The organism is Nonomuraea sp. B19D2, from assembly GCF_040137845.1.
Classification (GTDB): Bacteria; Actinomycetota; Actinomycetes; order Streptosporangiales; family Streptosporangiaceae; genus Nonomuraea.
Map to the genome: position 1 here is coordinate 1 of NZ_JBEFAK010000082.1, position 19446 is coordinate 19446.

A 19446-nucleotide genomic window follows, 5' to 3' on the forward strand; every position below is an offset into this window, starting at 1 on the left:
CTGGCGGCCGGGGCCGCCGTCACGACGGAGCCGCGCGGCGTCGCGGCCGCGACCGCCGCCCTTCTCGCCGACGCCCGCGCCCGCGCGCACACCGCCGCCCCTTCTCCTGGTGGCGGCCGGGTGCCGGCGGATGTCCGCGGCCGCCACGACGAGCACCAGGCCAAGAATCTCCTCGCCAGGATCGGGGTGCGCACCATGCCGCGCCGCGCCTGCGACGACCGCGCCCGCGCCCGTGCCGCCCTGGCCGAGCTCGGCGGCCCCGTTGCCGTCAAACTGCTCGACGCCGACGTACTGCACAAGACGGAACTCGGCGGCGTGCATCTGGACATCGCCACCCGCGACGATCTGGAGGCGGCACTGGACCGGCTCGACGCCGCCGGCGCCCGCCGCTACCTGGTGGAGAAGATGGCCCCCGCCGGTGTCGACCTCATCGTCGGCGCCCGCCGCGACCCGGTCTTCGGCCCCGTCGTCCTCGTCGGCCTGGGCGGGACGGTGGCGGAGGCGCTGGCGGACGTGGCCGTCCGGCTCGCCCCGCTCACCCCCGCCGAAGCAGTCTCCATGCCCTCGGAGCTGACCGGACATGCCCTGCTCACCGGATGGCGGTCCGGGCCCGTCCTCGACCCCGGCGAGCTGAGCAGGATCGTCTCCGCACTCGGCGACCTGCTCGCCGCCAACCCGCTGATCGACGAGATCGAGATCAACCCGCTGAGACTCACCGCCGACGGTCTCGTCGCCCTCGACGCCGTGATCATCCCCAGGGAGGCCGACGATGCCCAGCCCCATCTCTGACCACGTCGTGCCCTGGCCGGACGCCGAAGCCCGACGCTTCGCCGCCGAAGGCTACTGGGCCGGAGTGCCGCTCGGGCACCTGCTGCGCGAGGTCGCCGACCGCACCCCCGACGCGCCCGCACTCGCCGATCCCGTCGCCGGGCTCCGGCTCACACACGCCGAGCTGGCCGAACGCGCCGACGCGGCAGCCGTGCGCCTGCTGGATCTGGGCATCGGCCGCGGCGACCGCATCGTGGTGCAGCTCGGCAACGGATGGGAGTTCGTCGTCCTCACCCTCGCCTGCCTGCGCGCGGGCATCGTCCCGGTGATGGCTCTGCCCGGGCACCGGCGCAGCGAACTGACCTACCTCGCCACCCACGCCGAGGCGGTCGCGATCGCCGTCCCGGACCGCATGCGCGACTTCGACCACCAGGCACTGGGTCACGAGCTGGCCGCCGACGTCAGGGCGGTCACCGGCGCCGGCTGGCACGTCCTCGTCGCCGGTGACGACCTCGCCCCCGGCAGCGTCGACCTGCGCGCGCTGTGCGCGCCGTCCGCCGACCCCAAGGCCGACCGCGCCCGCATGGACGAAAGCGCGCCCGCCGGCCGCGACGTGGCCGTCTTCCTGCTGTCCGGCGGCACGACCGGCCTGCCGAAACTCATCGCCCGCACCCACGACGACTACGCCTACAGCGCCCGAGCCAGCGCCGACATCGCCGCCATGGACGCCGGCACCGTCTACCTGGTGACCCTGCCCGCCGGCCACAACTTCCCGCTCGCCTGCCCCGGCCTGCTCGGCACGCTGCTCAAAGGCGGCCGGGTCGTCACCCTGCCTTCCCCCGAGCCCGCCCGCGCCTTCGTCACCATGCGGGCCGAAGGCGTCACCCACACCGCCGCGGTCCCCGCCGTCGCCGTCCGATGGCTGGAACACGCCGCCAAGCACGGCGCCGGCGACGTCCGCAGCCTGCGTGTCCTGCAGGTCGGCGGCGCCCGCATCGCCGACGAACTGGCCCGCAAGGTCAGACCCGCACTCGGCGCCACGCTGCAGCAGGTGTTCGGCATGGCCGAAGGACTGCTCAACTACACCCGCCTCGACGACCCCGACGACGTCATCTGCACCACCCAGGGCCGCCCCCTGTCCCCGGCCGACGAGGTGCGCCTGGTCGACGAGTACGACAACGACGTCCCCGAAGGGGAACCCGGCTCGCTGCTCACCCGCGGCCCCTACACCCCGCGCGGCTACTACAAGGCCGCGGAACAGAACGAGCGAGCCTTCACCGCCGACGGCTGGTACCGCTCCGGCGACATCTGCCGCCGCACCCCCGAGGGCAACCTGATCGTCGAGGGACGCGACAAGGACATGATCAACCGCGGCGGCGAGAAGATCTCCGCTGAGGAGGTCGAGAACCTCGTCTACCAGCTCCCCGCGGTCAGCCAGGTCGCCGCCGTGGCCATGCCCGACGGCGTCCTCGGCGAACGTGTGTGCGTGTACGTCGTGCCCCGCCCCGGCGCCACCGTCACCCTGGACGAGATCCGCACGACGATGGAGCGCGGCGGCGTCGCCCGCTTCAAGATCCCCGAACACCTGGTGGTCGTGGACGAGTTGATCTCCACCAAGGTCGGGAAGATCGACAAGAAGGCCCTGCGCGCGGACATCGCCGCCCGTCTGACGGCCCGGACGGACGCATGAACAGCCGACGACACGACCTGAGCGCCACGCTGCCCTGGATGCGCCAGGGCAGCGACCGCCTCCTCACCCTGGTCGAGAAGCTGACCGACGACGACTTCCAGGAGCCCAGCCTCCTGCCTGGCTGGACGCGCGCCCACGTCATCGCGCATGTGGCGCGCAACGCCGAAGCGCTCACCCGGCTCGCCCGCTGGGCGGCCACCGGCATCGAGACCCCGATGTACGCCGACCGCCAGCAGCGCGCCGCCGAGATCGAGCAGACCGCCAAGCACCCCGCCCACCGCCTGCGCTCCGACCTCGCCAGCACCGCCCTGACCTTGCACGAGGCTCTTGCGGCGCTCACCGGCCAGCAGTGGGCCGCCACGGTCCGCAGCGCCCTCGGCCGGGCCATACCGGCTGCGGAGGTGCCCTGGATGCGCGCGCGCGAAGTCTGGCTCCACGCCGTCGACCTGGACTCCGACGCAGATATGGAAGACGTGCCCGCCGACCTGATCGATCTGCTCGCCGATGACGTCACAGCGACACTGTCCGGGAAGAACGACTGCCCGGCGGTGACGCTCGTCCCGACCGACAGGGACCTCACCTGGCGCTTGGGGACCGGCGAGCACAACCATGACGGTGCCGTGGTCCACGCGTCTGCGGCGGCACTGGTGGGCTGGCTGACGGGCAGGGTGCCACCCGAGCGGTTGCCTGGTTCGCCACCCGCCCTGCCCGCCTGGTTGTGAGGCCCCCGGCTCCGCCCCTGTACCGCGTCGAACACCGTTGCGACGGCTCTCGCAGGTGCCGTCGTACGGGTTCAGGCGGATTCGCGGATGACCAGTTCGGTGGGGAGGATGAGCGGGGTGGGCTGCTCGCCGCGGATCAGAGCGAGCAGCATGCGGACCATCTCGCGGCCGAGGGCCTGGATGGGCTGGCGCACGGTGGTCAGGGTGGGATGGGTGTGCCGGGCGGTCACCACGTCGTCGAACCCCACGACCGCGATCTCGCCGGGTACGGCCCGGCCGTGCTCCTTCAGCACGCCGAGCGCGCCCACAGCCATCTCGTCGGAGGCGACCAGCACGGCGTCGAGGTCCGGATGCCGGGTCAGCAGGTGAGCCATCGCGGCGGCGCCGCTCGCCTCGGTGAAGTCGCCGTGCGCGACCCGGTCGGCCCCGAGCCCGGCCAGCGCCAGCGCCTCGCGAAAGCCCATGTAGCGGGATACGCCGACGTGCATGTCGAGCGGCCCGGTGATGGTCGCGATCCGGGTGCGGCCGGTGGAGATCAGGTATTCGGCCGCCTGGCGCGCGCCGTCGCGGTTGTCGGCGTCCACGTACCAGTGGTGGGAGCCGCCCAGGGAGCGTCCGCCGGACACCACGGGGACGCCGCCCTCGGCGGCCACCTTCGCCAGCGGGTCGTTTTCCCGCAGGGCCAGCAGCATGACACCGTCCGCCCTGCGTGACTGCAGGACACGGGCCAGCCGGTTCCTGCCGCGCTCGGAGGCGGCCAGGATCAGCAGCAGCTCAAGGTCGGTTTCCTCCAGGACGGCGTTCACCCCGACGACGACCTCGGCGAAGAAGGGGTTGGTGAACAGGGCCTGGTCGTCGCTGGAGACCGCCAGCACGACCGCGCCACTGCGCTGGGTGGCCAGGGAGCGGGCGGCGACGTTGGGCACGTAGTCCAGGTCCTTGATGGCCCGCTCCACGGCCTGCCGCGCCGCCCGGCTCACATGCGGGGCGTTGTTGATCACCCGGGACACCGTGCCCCTGGACACTCCCGCCCGCCGGGCCACCTCGTCCAGCGTCGGCTGCCGATCCGTCATTTTTAGGAGCGCTCCCAAGTGTGTACACGCTGGTCATGCGGAGATTATCAGGCTTCCTGATTGTAAGCGCTCCCAGTCGCGATCAGGGCCGGGTGAGCGGGCTGAACGGCCCTTCGGCCACGCGTTCCACCACGTCCTCCAGGATCTCGTCGATCGCGCCGAGCACGTCCTCTCCGAGGGGCACCCCCGATGCCGCCGCACTGTCGCGCACCTGCTCGGGCCGCGAGCCGCCGACGATCGCGGCCGAGACCCCGGGGCCGCGCAGCACCCAGGCGATCGCCAGCTGCGCCATGGTCAGCCCGAGATCCGCCGCGATCGGGCGGAGCCGCTCCACGCGCGTCAGGACGTCGTCGGTGAGCAGGCGGCCCACGAACTCCCTGCGTGCCTCGGCGGGCGGCGCCTGACCGGGGGAGTAGCGGCCGGCCAGCACGCCCTGGGCCATCGGCTGGTAGACGAGCTGGCCGACACCTTCCTTGGCGCACAGCGGGAGGATCTCTGGCTCGATGACCCTGCGGAGCAGGTTGTACTGCGGCTGGTTGGACACGATCCGGTCCAGGCCCAGGTCGTCGGCGATCCGCAGCGCGTCGGCGATCTGCTCCGCCGTCCAGTCGGAGACGCCGACGTACAGGACCTTGCCGCTTCGCACCAGGTCGTCGAAGGCCCGCAGGGTCTCCTCCAGCGGGGTGGCGTAGTCGTAGCGGTGCGCCTGGTAGAGATCCACGTAGTCGGTGCCGAGACGGCGCAGGGAGCCGTCGATCGAGCGCATGATGTGCTTGCGGGACAGGCCGCGGTCGTTGGGGCCGGGGCCGGTGGGCCAGTAGATCTTGGTGAGGATCTCCACCGAATCGCGGCGGACGCCCCGCAGCGCCTGGCCGAGCGCCTCCTCGGCGCGGGTCTCGGCATAGGCGTCGGCGGTGTCGAACGTGGTGATCCCGGCGTCGAGGGCGGCGTGCACGCACGGCTCGACGGTGTCCTCGGTCAGCCAGTTGCCGAAGGCGATCTCGCTGACCAGGAGCCCGCTGCGCCCCAGATGACGAAATTTCATGAAGTCTCCCGTGTGACGAGGTGTGGGGTGAGGACGAGGACGAACCGGCTCGGCGTCCCGCCGCCGATCAGCATGAGCAGCAGGCGGACCATCTCCCGGCCCATGTCCTCGACCGGCTGATGGACCGAGGTGAGCCCGGCCTGCTCGGCGAGTGGCGAGTCGTCGAAGCCCACGACGGCCACGTCGGCGCGGCCTGCCTCGCGCAGCACCCGCAGCGCGCCCAGGGCCATCAGGTCGGAGGCGGCGAAGACCGCGTCAAGGTCGGGCCTGCGGGCCAGCAGCGCCCGCATGGCCACGGCGCCGCTCCGCTCGCTGAAGTCCCCGCCCGCCACGAGCTCGGCACTCTCCTCGATCCCGGCGCCGGTCAGGCCGTCACGGTAGCCGCCCAGCCGGTGCACGCTGACGAGCATGTCCATCGGCCCCGTGATGGTCGCGATCCGGCGCCGGCCCCGCTCGATCAGGTGCCGCACCGCCAGGTACGCTCCCGCCTGGTTGTCCACGTCCACGACATGAGCGGTGAGACCGGGATCGAGCGGCCTGCCGCCCAGCACCGCCGGGACGCCGAGCTCCCCCAGGTGGGACGGGAGCGGATCGTCGTGGTGCAGCGAGAGCAGCAGGACACCGTCCACGTGGCCGCCCCCGAGATAGGCCTCCAAGGCTGACCGTTCGCTGCTCGAGCGGGCCATGGTCATCAGCAGCTGCTTGCCGGACGACGTCAGCTGCGCCGCGATGCCGCGTACGACGCCGGCGAAGAACGGGTCACTGAACACCCGCTCGGGAGATTCGGAGATGACCAGCGCGACCGTGTCCGTGCGCCGGGTGACCAGCGAACGCGCGGCCCGGTTGGGGGTGTAGCGCAACTCCTCGATGGCCTTCTGCACGGTGAGCCTGGTCTTCTGGCGCACCTTGGGGGAGCCGTTGAGCACGCGGGAGACCGTGCTCCGGCCGACCCCCGCGTGCGCGGCCACCTGCTCGATCGTGGGTCTCACAGCCCACCGCGCCTGATCACCTCGGCGTACCAGCGCGCGCTGTCCTTGGGGGTACGGCGCAGTGTGGCGAAGTCGACGTGAACCAGGCCGAACCGCTGGGAGTACCCGTGCGCCCACTCGAAGTTGTCCAGCAGGGACCAGGCGAAATAGCCGCGCAGCGGCACTCCCCGCGCCACGGCGTCGTGGCAGGCGCGCAGGTGGCCGTCGAGGTAGGCGATCCGGTCGGCGTCGTGCACCTCGTCGTCGTAGGCCGCGCCGTTCTCGGTGACGTAGAGGGCGGTCACCGGGTAGTCGCGGGCGAGCCGCACGAGCAGGTCGGACAGCCCGCCCTCGTCGACCTCCCATCCCATGGCGGTCCGCGGCCGCCCGCCGTCCACGAACCGCACCGTCTCAGAGCCGACGTACGGGCTCGGCTGGTGGGCGGAACCGTCGCCGGAGACGATGGCCGGGGTGTAGTAGTTGACGCCGAGGAAGTCCAGCGGCGCGGCGATCATCTTCAGGTCGCCGTCACGGACGTGCTCGAAGCCGGTCACCTCGGTCAGGTCCTGAACCACGTCCGCCGGGTACGCGGCCCGGAACAGCGGGTCCAGGAAGATCCGGTTGGCCACGCCGTCGATGCGGCGCGCGGCGTCCAGGTCCTCGGCGGCGCCGGTGGCCGGGCTCGCCTGGGTGGGGTTCAGCGTGATGCCGACCCGCGAGCCGCTCATGGCGCTCGCCGCCAGGCCGTGACCGAGCAGCAGGTGGTGCACGGCGTGGATGGCGGCGGCAGGCTCACGCCGGCCGGGCGCGTGCTCTCCGGTGGCGTACCCGAGGAAGGCCGCGCACCACGGCTCGTTGAGCGTGGTCCAGTGCGTCACCCTGTCGGCCAGCGCGTCGTGCACGGCGGCGGCGTAGTCGGCGAAGCGCAGGGCCGTGTCCCGCGCCGGCCAGCCACCGGCGTCCTCCAGCGGCTGGGGCAGGTCCCAGTGGTACAGCGTCGGCCACGGCTCGATCCCGCGGCTCAGCAGCTCGTCCACGAGGCGCCGGTAGAAGTCCAGGCCACGCTGGTTGACGGCCCCCGATCCGCGCGGCTGCACCCGCGGCCAGGCCACGGAGAAGCGGTAGGCGCGCAGGCCGAGCTCGGCCATGAGAGCGACGTCGTCGCGGTAGCGGTGGTAGTGGTCACAGGCGACGTCGCCGGTGTCGCCGTCGCGCACGTTGCCGGGCTGCGCGGCGAAGACATCCCAGATCGAAGGCTCGCGTCCGTCCTCGGCGGCCGCGCCCTCGATCTGGTAGCTCGAGGTGGCGGCCCCCCAGAGAAAGCCAGGATCGAACGTGTTCACGCCTTGACGGCTCCTTCCATGATCCCGCCGATGATCTGGCGGCCGAACGCGATGAAGACGAACAACAGCGGGAGCGTGGCGATCAGCGTCCCGGAGAACATGAGCGTGTAGTCGGTGTAGTAGGCGCTGGACAACTGGCTGAGCGAGAACTGGACGGTCGGGTTGTCGGCCTCCAGAACAGCCAGCGGCCACAGGAACTCGTTCCAGGTGCCCATGAAGGTGAACAGCCCCAGCACGGCGGCGCCCGGCCGCAGTGCGGGCAGCACGACCTTCCAGAAGATGCCGAAGGTCGAGCAGCCGTCCACCCGCGCCGCCTCGACCAACTCGTCGGGGACGGCCCGCTCGGCGTACTGCCGCATCAGGAAGACACCGAACGCCGAGACCAGGAACGGCACGATGACGGCCTGCAGCCGGTTCTGCCAGCCGAGCTCCACCATGATCATATAGAGCGGGATGATGCCCATCTGGACCGGGATCATCATCGTGGCCAGGATGACGAGCAACAGCGCGTTCCTGCCGCGGAAGCGCAGCTTGGCGAACGCGAAGCCGGCCAGCGAGCAGAAGAACACCACCGACACGGTCACAGTGATGGAAGCGATCGCGGAGTTGGCCATCCCCAGCAGGAAATTGGCGTCCTCGGCCGCGAAGAGCCGCGCGACGTTCTCGCCCAGGTTGCCGCCCGGGGTGAGCGGCGGCGGCCAGTCGCCGACGACGTCGTTGGACCGGGTGGCCACGACGAACAGCCAGTAGAGCGGGAAGACCGACAGCGCGATCGCCGCCAGCAGGGTGAGGTAGACCAGAGGTCCGGAGTTTCGCATGGCTATCTCGCTCTCCGCGTGACCAGGAAGTTGACCAGAGCGAAGACCACGATGAGCAGGAAGATCATCCAGGCGACCGCCGAGCCGTAGCCGTAGTCGAAGTCCCTGAAGGCCTTCTCGAACATGTACATGGCCACGGTCTGGAACTGCCGCAGACTGCCGCCGGAGATGGCGTAGCCGCCCTGGCCGAAGATGAGCGGCTCGGTGAACAGCTGCATGCCGCCGATCGTCGAGATGATCACAGCGAACAGGATCGCCGGCCGGATCAGCGGCACCGTGATGCCCCAGAACTGCCTGGCCCTGGAGGCGCCGTCGATGGCCGCCGCCTCGTACACGTCGCGCGGCACCGACTGCATCGCGGCCAGGAAGATCAGCGCGTTGTAGCCGGTCCACCGCCAATCGACCATGACCGAGATCGCCAGCCAGGACGACCACTTGTCCGCCCGCCAGTCCACCGGGTCCACGCCCAGCAGGGCGAGCAGGCCGTTGGCCATGCCGGCGTCGCGGTCGAAGATCTGGCTGAACACGATGCCCACCGCCGCCACCGAGGTGACGATCGGCGCGAGCACTCCCATCCGGAAGAACGTCAGCGCACGCAGCCGCTGGTTGAGCAGGCTCGCCACGACCAGCGCCAGGAGCAACTGCGGCACCGTGGCCAGCACGAACATGCCGAGCGTGTTGACGACCGCGTTCCAGAAGTCGGGGTCGGCGAACAGATCCGCGTAGTTCGCCAGCCCGACGAACCCCCCGTCCCCTGCCAGGTCCCAGTCGTGCAGCGAGACCCACGCGGTGTACAGCAACGGGAAGAGCCCGAAGACCGCGAAGATCACGAAGAACGGCGCCACGAAGAGGTAGGGCGAGCCCACCAGGTCGAGGCGGGACCGGGACAGCAGCCCCGCCCGCGACCTCGCGTGCGCGGCGGATCGCGCCTTGTCACTTAGCAGCACGCTTGGCGTCCTCGACGGCCTTGGCCCACGCCTCGTCCGGCTGGAGCTTGCCCTGCTCGACGGCCATCAGCGCGTTGCCGACGCGGTCACCGACCGGGTTGTTGTCGGGCCCCAGGTAGACCGGCTTGAGCGCCTTCGCGCTCGCTCCGAAGATCTTCCCGACGGGAGCGTTGTTGAAGTAGTCGTTGACGAAGCCCTGCACCGCCGGGTCGTCGATGGCCTCCGGCGACGAGGGGAAGTTGCTCTCGGCCTTGAACGCCGCGATCTGCCCCTTCGGGCTGGTGAGGAATTTCACCAGCTCGGCCGCTTCCTTCTGGTGCTTGCTCTGCGTCGGCACCGCCAGGAACGAGCCGCCGCGAACGGCTCCGTCGCCCGGCACGCGCGCCACGTCCCATTTGCCGGCGTTCTCCGGCCCCGCCTGCTCCTCGATGACGCCGAGCATCCAGGACGGGCACGGGATCGTGGCGAAGGTGCCCTTCTTGAATCCGGCGTTCCACTGCGGGCTCCACTGCGCGAGATTCGCCGACAGCCCGGCCTGGACCATCTTGACCGCCTGATCCCAGGCCGCCTTCACCCCGGGATTGGTGTCGATCACCAGCTTGTTGGAGGTGTCGTAGTAGGTGTGGTCGCCCTGCTGCATCAGGATGTTCTGGTGGATGCCGCCGGCCGAGTCGAAGAAGTGCGCTCCCGTCTTGGCCTGAGTGAACTTCTGTCCGGTGGCAAGGTAGGCGTCCCAGGTCGGCCAGAGCTCGCCGACCTTCTCGCGATCCGTGGGCAGCCCGGCCTTGGCGAACAGGTCTGTCCGGTAGCACATGCCTTGCGCACCGACGTCGGTGCCGAGCCCGACGAGTTTGGAACCGTCGTTGGTGAGCGCCTGCTTCCACTTCCATTCCAGGAAGTTGCCCTTGAGTGACCCGGCTCCGTGGTCGAGCAGGTTCACGAACTGCTCGGGCTTGGCCATGAACTGGATGAGGATGCCCTCCTCCAGCGCCACCACGTCCCCGGCCCCGCTGCCCGAGGCCATCCACTGCTGCAGCTTGGGCAGGTAGTCGCCGAGCTGGGCGATGCTCTCCTGCTTGATCGTTATTCCGGGATGAGCGGCCTCGTACTGCTTGTAGAGCTCCTCGTAGCCGAACTCGCTGAAGGTCTTGACCACCAGAGTGATCTTTCCCTGCGTTGCGGTGTCCGGCGTCTGCGCGCCGGCGCCGCAGGCCGCGAGCAGGCCGGTGAGGGTGGCGGCGAGCAGAGGCCGCGTCAGCCTTGTCGTCATGTCATGTCTCCGTACTTTCGGGAGCGGTTCCAGGGGGGACGGAGCCGCTTGATACACCCGACCACCTGCGTTGACGCCGCGGATTGTGCCAGTGTTCAAGAGCTTTTTCCGTGCATTATTGGGAGCGCTCCCAGCCGATGGTAGGGGATTGTCGCACCGCTGAGAAGGGGGCAAGGAGAGCAAGGTTCAATCTCCGCGAAACAGTTGACAGCGCGCGGAGCCCTGGCGGAAAATCCGGCACGACGCCGCGGTGTGCCGGGGACGATCTGTCCAGCGACCTGAAAGGTCCCGGTATGTCCGCCATACTCAGGCTGTCCGCGGCCTGTGTCCTCCTCCTCGCCGGCCTCGCGCCCCCCGCGCACGCCGACTCCTACGAACGGTTGCTGAACGGCAGCTTCGACAACGGCAAAGACCCCTGGTGGAGCAGCCAGAACACCCCGTCACGCGTCGAGTCGGGCCGGTTGTGCGCCGACGTCCCCGCCGGGACCACGAACCCGTGGGACTCCATGATCGGCCAGAACGACGTCCCGTTGGAGGACGGCCAGCCGTACACGCTCCGCTTCACCGCCTCCGCCAGCCGGGACGTCACCATCCGCACCACCGTCCAGCTCGCAGGACCGCCGTACACCACCCCCCTGGACCAGCGGCCCGAGCTGACGGCCACGCCGCGCACGTTCGAGTACACCGCGACGTCGAACGTCTCGGACTCGCACGGACAGGTGAGCTTCCAGATGGGCGGCGCCACGGAGCCGTACACGGTGTGCCTGGACGAGATCTCCCTGGTCGGAGGGGTGCTCCCGCCCGGCGGCGGCCGGGACCTGGGCTCGCCGGTGCGGGTCAACCAGCACGGCTACGCGATCTCGGGTCCCAAGCGCGCCACCATCGTCAACCCCGGGACGGAGCCGCTGGAATGGCGGCTGCTCGACACGCGCGGCGCGGCCGTGGCACAGGGCCGCACCCGGGTGCACGGTGCCGACGCGATGTCCGGCGACCATGTCCACGTGGCCGACTTCTCGTCCGTCCGCAAGGCGGGCACCGGCTACACGCTCGCGGTCGGCGACCAGGTCAGCCTGCCGTTCGACATCGGCGACGACCTGTACGACGGGCTGCGCAGGGACGCGCTGGCGTACTTCTACCACAACCGCAGCGGCATCCCGATCGAGGCCGAATACGTCGGCGACGCCTACGCCAGGCCGGCCGGGCACCTCGGCGTCGCGCCCAACCAGGGGGACACCCGCGTCCCATGCCTGCCGGGCGCCTGCGACCACACGCTGGACGTGCGCGGCGGCTGGTACGACGCGGGCGACCACGGCAAGTACGTGGTGAACGGCGCCCTCGCCGCCTGGCAGCTCATGGACCTCTACGAGCGCTCGCGCAGGCAGGACGACCCGGAGGGGACGCGCGACGGCCTGCTGCGCATCCCCGAGGCCGGCAACGGCGTCCCGGACGTGCTCGACGAGGCTCGCTGGGAGCTGGAGTTCCTGCTTCGCATGCAGGTGCCCGGCAGCGGCCTGGTCCACCACAAGATGCACGACGCCGCGTGGACCGGCCATCCGACGATCCCGCACCTGGACGCCCAGCCGCGCTACCTCTACCCGCCCTCCACCGCGGCGACGCTCAACCTTGCCGCAGCCGGCGCCCAGTGTGCCCGCATCTGGAAGACCTGGGACCGCGCGTTCGCCCGGCGTTGCCTTGAGGCCGCCGAGACCGCCTGGCAGGCGGCCCGGGCGCACCCCGACCTCTACGCACCACCGGGAGGCGAGGGCGGGGGCGCCTACGACGACACCGACGTCTCCGACGAATTCTCCTGGGCCGCCGCCGAACTGTACGCGACCACAGGCAAGCGCTCCTACCTGCCCTTCGTCACCACGAAACTGACCGCGGACGGGTTCTCCTGGCAGTCGACCGGCGCGCTGGCCGACCTCACCGTCGCCCGGCTGCCCGGCCGCTTCCCGGCCGCCATGTTCGCCGCCGCCCGCAAGCGGGTGCTGTCCGTCGCAGACGGCTACGTACGCGACATGAAAGCCCAGGGCTACGCCAACCCCTACCTGCCGGCCGACGGAAAGTACGTCTGGGGCTCGACCAGCGCCACCACCAACAGCGCAATGATCATGGCGACGGCCTACGACCTCACCCGCGACCGCCGCTACCGCGAAGCGGTCCTGGAGTCGATGGACTACCTGCTCGGGCGCAACGCGCTCAACCAGTCCTACGTCACCGGGTACGGCGAGCGGGCCAGCCACAACCAGCACCACCGATTCTGGGCACACCAGATCGACCCGAGCCTTCCCGCCCCCGCCCCCGGCTCCCTGGCCGGAGGCCCCAACTCCGGTCTGCAGGACCCGGTCGCCCAGCGCAACTTGGCCGGCTGTACGCCGGCCAAGTGCTACATCGACGACATCGGCTCGTGGTCCACCAACGAGGTGGCGATCAACTGGAACTCGTCCCTTGCCTGGATCGCCGCTTTCACTGACTCCCTATGACAGGGGATCCCCAAAGAAAGGAAAGCAGTACATGCGAGTATTAACCCGGTTGGCGGCGATCACGGCCGCAACGGTGACCGCCCTGTCGGTGACCGCCGCCCTACCCGCCGCCGCCGCGACCGAACTGGTGGTCAACGGCACCTTCGGCACCGGCACCGCGCCATGGTGGAACTCGGCCAACACCTCCATGGCAGTGGACACCGGGCGGCTGCGCGTCAACGTGGCCGGTGGCACGGCCAACCCGTGGGACGCCATGGTGGCCCAGAACAACATCACCCTGACCAGCGGCAAGGCCTACACGTTGTCGTTCGACGCCGCCGCCTCCGCCTCGGTCAGCGCGGTCACCACCGTGCAACTGGCCGACAGCCCGTACACCAACACCCTGACGAAGACGATCGCGCTCACCACGACGAGCAAGCGCTTCAGCTTCCCCTTCAGCTCCAGCCTGAGCACGACGGCCGGACAGGTCTCGTTCCAACTCGGCAAGAACGCCGCCCACACGGTCTACCTCGACAACGTCTCCCTCACCGAGACGACGTCGGGGTCCGGGCCGATCGACATGACGAGCGGTTTCTACGACGATCCCAACTCCAACCCCGCGGTCTGGGTGAGAAACAACTCCGGCGATTCCCGGGCGGCCCGGATCCAGTCCTCGATCGCCTCCAAGCCGATGGCCCGGTGGTTCGGCAACTGGAGCGGCGACATCACCGCCGCCGTCTCCGCCTTCGTGGGCGCCGCGGACAGCGCCGACAAACTGCCGATCCTGGTCGCGTACAACATCCCCGGCCGCGACGCGTGCGGCGGCCACTCCGGCGGCGGCGCCGGCACCGAGGCGGCGTACAAGACGTGGATCTCCGCGTTCGCCTCCGGCATCGGCAACCGGCCCGCAGTCGTCGTCATCGAGCCCGACTCCCTCGGCGACTTCGACTGCATGAGCGAGACGGCCCGCCAGGAACGTATCCGCATGCTGACCTACGCCACGGAACAGTTCCGCGACAAGGCCGCCAACACCTGGGCCTACCTCGACGCGGGCAACGCCGGCTGGACGGCGCCGGCCACCATGGCCTCCCGGCTGAGCAGCGTGGGCGTCGCCAATGTCCGCGGCTTCTCCGTGAACGTCTCCAACTACTACACCACCAGCCAGTCGGCCACGTACGGCAACGCGATCAACTCGGCGCTCGGCGGCGCCGCCAAGTTCGTGATCGACACCAGCCGCAACGGCAACGGTTCCAACGGCGAATGGTGCAACCCTGCGGGCCGCAAACTCGGCACCGTTTCGCAGGTCGGCGGCGGCGCCGAGATGCTGCTGTGGGTCAAGGTTCCCGGCGACTCGGACGGCAACTGCGGCATCGCGCCGAACGTGCCCGCCGGCACGTTCAGCCCGGACCTCGCCATCCGGCTGATTGAGGGCACGTGACCTAGTCTCGAGCTCTGAGAGAGGCATGCCCGGCGTCACGCGTGGCGCCGGGCATGCCAGGCGACCCGGGCTGACCTGGCGAAATGGTGGAAACTACGGTCAACGGCACCGCGACTTGGCCGAGCGGGCGGCGGCCGACTGGTTCGGCGCGTCAGGCCGCGCCGAGGACGCAGAACTCGTTGCCCTCCGGGTCGGCGAGGACGATCCACGGGACGTCGCCCTGGCCCACATCGGCGGGCGTCGCGCCGAGGGCCTGCAGCCGGGCCACCTCCGCCGCTTGATCGTCACCGCGGTACGGCAGCACGTCGAGATGGACGCGGTTCCATACGGTCTTCACGCCGGGCGTTGTGCGGAGGAACTCGAGATACGGCCCGACACCCTTGGCGGAGCGCAGCCGCGCATGATCGTCGCTCACCTCGTGCAGGGTCCAGCCGATCGCCTCGCCCCAGAACCGGGCCATGGCCCGCGGGTCCGCGCAGTCGACGACCACCGCGGCGATCGGCCCGGTGTCCCGGTAGATCTCCCGAGGCTCCAGGACGCAGAACACGTTGCCCTCCGGGTCGGCCAGAACCGTCCACGGGACGTCGCCCTGGCCCACATCGGCGGGCGTCGCACCGAGCTCCTTCAGGCGCGCGACCAACGCCACGTGATGGGCCGCAGAGGTGGTGGCGAGATCGAGGTGCACGCGGTACTTCACCGTTTCGGGGTCCGGGACGGTGACGACATCGACGCAGACGGCGGTGGGGTCCGGCCACACGAAGCCCACAGGTTCAACGTTGGTCACACCGGGTCCTTCGCTGGACACACCCCAGCCGAGCGCCTCCGCCCAGAACCGGCCCAGCGCCGAGTCGTCCCGAGCCTTGAAATTCACCTGAACAAGTTGCAGCGCCATGCCGCCCACCCTATGCGCAGCGGATGAGGGGGCTGAGGCGGGACTCCTGCACGGTGAGCCGCTTGTTCAGGCGCCGATGGCAGGTGTCCACGGCGAGTGGGCCGTGACGCACATTCGGCTCGCTTTGCCAGGAAGCCTTCAGGATCAATCGCTTGATCGGCCGCATTGAGCGCCATTACCGTGCAAATCCACCCTCATCTTCCAACGTTGCAAAGAAGGCGGTCATGGCGATGACTCGACATATCCGCAGGGCTTTAGCGGTGGCCTCCGCGCTCGTCCTCAGCCTGAGCCTGGTTTCGCCGGCGGTGGCGGGGACGGCCGCGGCCGCCAAGCCCAAGCAGCCGAACATCATCTTCTTCCTGGTCGACGACATGTCCGCCGACCTGCTCGCGTACATGGACACCGTGCGCGGCCTGGCCGACGACGGCACGACGTTCAGCAACTACTACGTGTCCAACTCGTTGTGCTGCCCGTCGCGGGCCTCCATGTTCACCGGCCAGTTCCCGCACAACACCGGCGTGGCCACGAACAAGAACTCCGACCGCGGCGGCTACAAGGCGTTCGCACCGCACGAGTCCAGGACGTACGCGGTCGCGCTGGAACAGGCCGGATACCGCACCGGCTACCTCGGCAAGTACATCAACGAGTACCCGGTCGCGGGCGCCGGCTACCACGTCCCGCCCGGCTGGGACGAGTGGCACGTGGCGGCAGGGGGCGGCTACAGCGAGTTCAAGTACCAGCTCACCCGCTACATCAAGGGGGAGACGCCCGGCCTGGACACCTCCGACGGCACGTACCTGGTGGACGAGCTCGGCCGGCGGGCCACGGACTTCATCGCGCGCTCGCGCGAACGCGCCCCGGGCCGGCCCTTCTTCCTGCAGGTCTCGCCGTTCGCGCCGCACTCCAGGATCGGCTTCAAGCCGGGCGACAAGGAGCCGCGCTTCCCGCCCGCGCGCCGCGACCGTCCCAAGACCCAGTTCCCGGCCGGGGAGTTCCCGCACGGCGACTGCGGCGGGCCGGACTGCAACGACATCGACGTGAGCACGCTGCCCGCCTTCGACGAGGACACCGCCGACAAGCCCTCCTGGGTACGCCGCGAGCCGCTCGCCCCCGCGCTGGTCAAGGAGCTGCGCAAGGACTTCCGCGACCGGATCCGCATGGTGCAGTCGGTGGACGACATGGTGGCGCGCGTCCTGGGCACGCTGACGGACGCCGAGAAGCGCAACACGTACGTGGTGTTCACCAGCGACAACGGCTTCCATCTCGGCCAGCACCGCCTCGTACGTGGCAAGTCCACCGCCTACGACCATGACGTACGCGTGCCGCTACTGGTCAAACGGCCTGCGGCGGGACGGCACGGCGACCTGGTGACCGGCGCCATCGTCCAGAACGTCGACCTGTTCGCGACCTTCCTCGACATGGCCGGCCTCGGCGCGGCCGCCCGCGGCAGCCGCGACGGGCGCAGTCTGCTGCCGCTCATCCAGGGCCGCAAGGTGAGGGACTGGCGGAAGACGGCGCTGATCGAGCACGTCAAGCCCAACCCGGCCGCGCCGGGCGAGCCGGACCCCGACGCCGAGCCCCTGCAGGCGGGGAACTCGCAGCCGCCCAGCTACGCGGCGGTGCGCACCGCCGGGGAGCTGTATGTCGAGTACGAGGGCGTGCCCGAGCCCGAGTACTACGACACGGTGGCGGATCCGAACCAGGAGTCCAACGACCCCGGCAACGCCAGGACCGCCGACCTGGGCAAGGTCCTCGACGCGCTGGCGAGGTGCGGCAAGCCCGGCGCGCCGGACTGCTGGACCGCGGCCCGGCTCTGACCTGGAGGAACCTGTCCGGGAAACGCGGCCGGAGAGATGCGTACACCAGGGTGTGGCTCGATCGGGAGCCGCACCCGCTCCGGTATGCGGCCTGGCCGGTCAGGTAGCCGATGCGGCGTAACGGACCATCCGGGGCACAATCCCTGCGGTCTGATCACGGTGGGAGGTCACGCCAGCGTTCGGCCGACGCCAGAGCGTCCAGACTGATCCGCTCCAGGAACGCACCGCCCCTGGCCAGGCGGCGTCCCACTGGCGTGTCGAGCCCGAGCGTCTGCCCCGCCGCCTTCGTGATCTCCGCCGCCGCGAGTGTCTGCCGCGAGCTGATCACCGTCGAGTGGTACCAGGCGTCGTCGTCGACCACGTAGACGTCGCGCCGTCGCTGCGGATCACGCTCGCGCCTGATCAGGCCCTGCCGGGTCAGGTAGCCCACGGCCATGGAGATCGAGGCGGGACTGACTTTCAGCCCGCGCGACAGTTCGGCCGCGGTGAGCCTGCCGTCCTCGCTCAGCCACAGGCCGATGAGCACGCGTGCCATCATTTTCGGCAGGCCCATCCCGATCGCCATCTCGACGGCTCCCTCTTCCACCTCGAAGACCTTGCGGTCCTGGGGTTCGGCCTCGGGCGAACGGGTCGGGGTGCCGCGCCGCGCCTGCCGCGTTGCCGCCTGGTGCGCCCGCTCGGGCCGGTAGTCGCCGGGGCCGCCGTTGCGGCCGACCTCGCGGCTGATCGTCGAGGTCGGCCGGTCCAGTCGCCTGGCGATCTCGGCGTAGGAGCGGCCTTCGGCCAGGCCGGTCGCGATGCGCTGGCGGTCCTGCCGGGTCAACCTTCCTTCTGACATGACACCACTATTGCGTTCGGTGCCACACAATGCAACGTTTCATTGCATTCAGCTTCATCGTCAACGCATCAATTAATCGCCCTTGACATGCACTTATGCGTATCGATTGGTTGACGGAATTTCTGAAAGCAACGTAGCTTTCAATCATGTCGAACACGTACTATCGCGACGAGCCGGTCACTCCGTCCCTCGACCGCGCACCCGCCTGTCCCTTCGATCCCGCCCCTTCGCTCACCGCCCTGCGCGCAGAGCAGCCGATCGCCCGCCTGGTCGCGCCCGAGGGCGCCCCCGGCGTCTGGATGATCACCGGATACGACCTGGTCCGCCAGATCCTCGCCGACCCGCGCTTCAGCTCCCGCTACGAAACCCACTACCACCCCCTGGCGGGCGGCCACCTGCCGCCCGCCCCTGTCGGCGACCTGACCGGCATGGACGCACCCCAGCACACCCGCTTCCGCAAACTGCTGGCGGGCAAGTTCACCGTCCGCAGGATGAACCTGCTCACCGATCGGGTCACCGAGATCACCCGTGAGCGGCTCGACGCGATGGAGCGGCAGGGGCCGCCCGCCGACCTCGTCGAGGTCTTCGCGCAGCCGGTTCCAGCGCTGATGATCTGTGAGCTGCTCGGCGTGCCGTACGAGGACCGCGACCGGTTCCAGAGCTCCACCCGGGCCCTGTCGGACGCCGGGACCGCTGAGGCGCAGTACGCCGCCTTCGTCGAGCTCGGCACCTACCTGCGGGAGCTCGCGCTGGCCAAACGGGCCAAGCCGACCGACGACCTGCTCAGCGACCTGGCCACCGGCGGCGACCTGACCGACGAGGAGCTCGGCGGCGTGGCCGCGTTCCTGCTCGGCGCCGGGCTCGACACCACCGCCAACATGCTCGCGCTCGGCACCTTCGCCCTGCTGCGCAACCCGGCCCAGCTCATTGCCCTGCGCGGCGACCCCGACCTGGCCGTCGGCGCCGTGGAGGAACTGCTGCGTTACCTGTCCGTCGCCGCCACCGGTATGCGCGGCGTGCTGGAGGACGTGGAGCTCGGCGGCAGGCAGCTCAAGGCGGGCGACACGGTCGTCATCGCGATCAACGCCGCCAACAGGGACCCGGCCAGGTTCGCAGGCCCCGACGTGCTCGATCTGCGCCGCTCGGCCGCCGGGCATCTGGCCTTCGGCCACGGCGTCCATCAGTGCCTCGGTCAGCAGCTTGCCCGCATCGAGATGCGTGTGGCGTTTCCCGCGCTACTCACCCGCTTCCCGACGCTGCGGCTCGCCGTACCGGCTGAAGACCTGTCGCTGCGCACCGACCCCTCGCAGGTGTACGGCGTGCACAGCCTGCCCGTCACCTGGGATCGGGGGTGA

The 19446-nt window shown here is 70.1% G+C and carries 16 protein-coding genes; 7 read left to right on the forward strand and 9 right to left on the reverse strand.

Annotated features, from left to right (window positions below; translation table 11 throughout):
• The 3 genes from ABN273_RS56535 to ABN273_RS56545 form a co-directional block, all read left to right on the forward strand.
• Positions 1 to 789, forward strand: a 789-nt coding sequence (locus ABN273_RS56535) for an acetate--CoA ligase family protein (RefSeq protein ID WP_349458055.1), incomplete at its 5' end; no start/stop codon positions are given.
• Entirely contained in the window at positions 770 to 2458 is a 1689-nt protein-coding gene (locus ABN273_RS56540) for a (2,3-dihydroxybenzoyl)adenylate synthase (RefSeq protein WP_349458056.1), read from the forward strand. The genes ABN273_RS56535 and ABN273_RS56540, both read left to right, overlap by 20 nt.
• The gene (locus ABN273_RS56545; RefSeq protein WP_349458057.1) at positions 2455 to 3180 is read left to right on the forward strand and encodes a maleylpyruvate isomerase family mycothiol-dependent enzyme; all 726 of its coding nucleotides are present in this window, start codon (positions 2455 to 2457) and stop codon (positions 3178 to 3180) included. Before ABN273_RS56540 ends, ABN273_RS56545 begins: the two co-directional genes overlap by 4 nt.
• A gap of 71 nt (positions 3181 to 3251) precedes the next feature.
• Here ABN273_RS56545 and ABN273_RS56550 read toward each other — a convergent pair whose 3' ends face one another.
• The 7 genes from ABN273_RS56550 to ABN273_RS56580 form a co-directional block, all read right to left on the reverse strand.
• Positions 3252 to 4253 (reverse strand): LacI family DNA-binding transcriptional regulator, encoded by a 1002-nt coding sequence (locus ABN273_RS56550; protein WP_349458058.1) that lies wholly within the window; start codon positions 4251 to 4253, stop codon positions 3252 to 3254.
• Between the two features lie 82 nt (positions 4254 to 4335).
• Positions 4336 to 5298, reverse strand: a complete 963-nt coding sequence (locus tag ABN273_RS56555) for an aldo/keto reductase family protein (protein ID WP_349458059.1) — start codon at positions 5296 to 5298, stop codon at positions 4336 to 4338.
• Positions 5295 to 6287: a LacI family DNA-binding transcriptional regulator gene (locus ABN273_RS56560; protein ID WP_349458060.1), complete on the reverse strand. Its 993-nt coding sequence runs from the start codon at positions 6285 to 6287 to the stop codon at positions 5295 to 5297. The genes ABN273_RS56555 and ABN273_RS56560 overlap by 4 nt, the downstream gene beginning before the upstream one ends.
• A complete protein-coding gene (locus ABN273_RS56565) occupies positions 6284 to 7609 on the reverse strand; it encodes a GH1 family beta-glucosidase (RefSeq protein WP_349458061.1) in 1326 nt (441 codons plus the stop codon). The genes ABN273_RS56560 and ABN273_RS56565 overlap by 4 nt, the downstream gene beginning before the upstream one ends.
• Positions 7606 to 8427: a carbohydrate ABC transporter permease gene (locus tag ABN273_RS56570; protein ID WP_349458062.1), complete on the reverse strand. Its 822-nt coding sequence runs from the start codon at positions 8425 to 8427 to the stop codon at positions 7606 to 7608. Before ABN273_RS56570 ends, ABN273_RS56565 begins: the two co-directional genes overlap by 4 nt.
• A gap of 2 nt (positions 8428 to 8429) precedes the next feature.
• The gene (locus ABN273_RS56575) at positions 8430 to 9371 is read right to left on the reverse strand and encodes a carbohydrate ABC transporter permease (RefSeq protein ID WP_502911344.1); all 942 of its coding nucleotides are present in this window, start codon (positions 9369 to 9371) and stop codon (positions 8430 to 8432) included.
• Complete coding sequence (locus ABN273_RS56580; RefSeq protein WP_349458064.1) at positions 9361 to 10644, reverse strand: ABC transporter substrate-binding protein; 1284 nt, start codon at positions 10642 to 10644, stop codon at positions 9361 to 9363. Before ABN273_RS56580 ends, ABN273_RS56575 begins: the two co-directional genes overlap by 11 nt.
• Before the next feature lie 293 nt (positions 10645 to 10937).
• Between ABN273_RS56580 and ABN273_RS56585 the strand changes: the two genes are divergently transcribed.
• A complete protein-coding gene (locus ABN273_RS56585; RefSeq protein ID WP_349458065.1) occupies positions 10938 to 13127 on the forward strand; it encodes a glycoside hydrolase family 9 protein in 2190 nt (729 codons plus the stop codon).
• Between the two features lie 31 nt (positions 13128 to 13158).
• Entirely contained in the window at positions 13159 to 14544 is a 1386-nt protein-coding gene (locus ABN273_RS56590; protein ID WP_349458066.1) for a glycoside hydrolase family 6 protein, read from the forward strand.
• A 151-nt stretch (positions 14545 to 14695) separates the two neighbouring features.
• Here ABN273_RS56590 and ABN273_RS56595 read toward each other — a convergent pair whose 3' ends face one another.
• Positions 14696 to 15436, reverse strand: a complete 741-nt coding sequence (locus ABN273_RS56595) for a VOC family protein (protein WP_349458067.1) — start codon at positions 15434 to 15436, stop codon at positions 14696 to 14698.
• Between the two features lie 224 nt (positions 15437 to 15660).
• Here ABN273_RS56595 and ABN273_RS56600 point away from each other — a divergent pair, with 224 nt between their 5' ends.
• Positions 15661 to 17253: a sulfatase family protein gene (locus ABN273_RS56600; protein WP_349458068.1), complete on the forward strand. Its 1593-nt coding sequence runs from the start codon at positions 15661 to 15663 to the stop codon at positions 17251 to 17253.
• Positions 17254 to 17407: 154 nt separating this feature from the next.
• On the opposite strand, the gene ABN273_RS56605 is transcribed toward ABN273_RS56600, so the two are convergent.
• Entirely contained in the window at positions 17408 to 18091 is a 684-nt protein-coding gene (locus tag ABN273_RS56605; RefSeq protein ID WP_349453009.1) for a helix-turn-helix domain-containing protein, read from the reverse strand.
• A 146-nt stretch (positions 18092 to 18237) separates the two neighbouring features.
• On the opposite strand from ABN273_RS56605, the gene ABN273_RS56610 reads away from it, so the two are divergent.
• Positions 18238 to 19446: a cytochrome P450 gene (locus tag ABN273_RS56610; RefSeq protein ID WP_349458069.1), complete on the forward strand. Its 1209-nt coding sequence runs from the start codon at positions 18238 to 18240 to the stop codon at positions 19444 to 19446.

Bases quoted from the DNA above. Each gene is read 5' to 3' on its own strand.
- ABN273_RS56590 (WP_349458066.1), top strand. From the start codon at position 13,159: ATGCGAGTATTAACCCGGTTGGCGGCGATCACGGCCGCAACGGTGACC.
- ABN273_RS56610 (WP_349458069.1), top strand. From the start codon at position 18,238: ATGTCGAACACGTACTATCGCGACGAGCCGGTCACTCCGTCCCTCGAC.
- ABN273_RS56545 (WP_349458057.1), top strand. From the start codon at position 2,455: ATGAACAGCCGACGACACGACCTGAGCGCCACGCTGCCCTGGATGCGC.
- ABN273_RS56585 (WP_349458065.1), top strand. From the start codon at position 10,938: ATGTCCGCCATACTCAGGCTGTCCGCGGCCTGTGTCCTCCTCCTCGCC.
- ABN273_RS56600 (WP_349458068.1), top strand. From the start codon at position 15,661: ATGGCGATGACTCGACATATCCGCAGGGCTTTAGCGGTGGCCTCCGCG.
- ABN273_RS56550 (WP_349458058.1), bottom strand. From the start codon at position 4,253: ATGACGGATCGGCAGCCGACGCTGGACGAGGTGGCCCGGCGGGCGGGA.
- ABN273_RS56605 (WP_349453009.1), bottom strand. From the start codon at position 18,091: ATGTCAGAAGGAAGGTTGACCCGGCAGGACCGCCAGCGCATCGCGACC.
- ABN273_RS56540 (WP_349458056.1), top strand. From the start codon at position 770: ATGCCCAGCCCCATCTCTGACCACGTCGTGCCCTGGCCGGACGCCGAA.
- ABN273_RS56595 (WP_349458067.1), bottom strand. From the start codon at position 15,436: ATGGCGCTGCAACTTGTTCAGGTGAATTTCAAGGCTCGGGACGACTCG.
- ABN273_RS56580 (WP_349458064.1), bottom strand. From the start codon at position 10,644: ATGACGACAAGGCTGACGCGGCCTCTGCTCGCCGCCACCCTCACCGGC.
- ABN273_RS56570 (WP_349458062.1), bottom strand. From the start codon at position 8,427: ATGCGAAACTCCGGACCTCTGGTCTACCTCACCCTGCTGGCGGCGATC.
- ABN273_RS56555 (WP_349458059.1), bottom strand. From the start codon at position 5,298: ATGAAATTTCGTCATCTGGGGCGCAGCGGGCTCCTGGTCAGCGAGATC.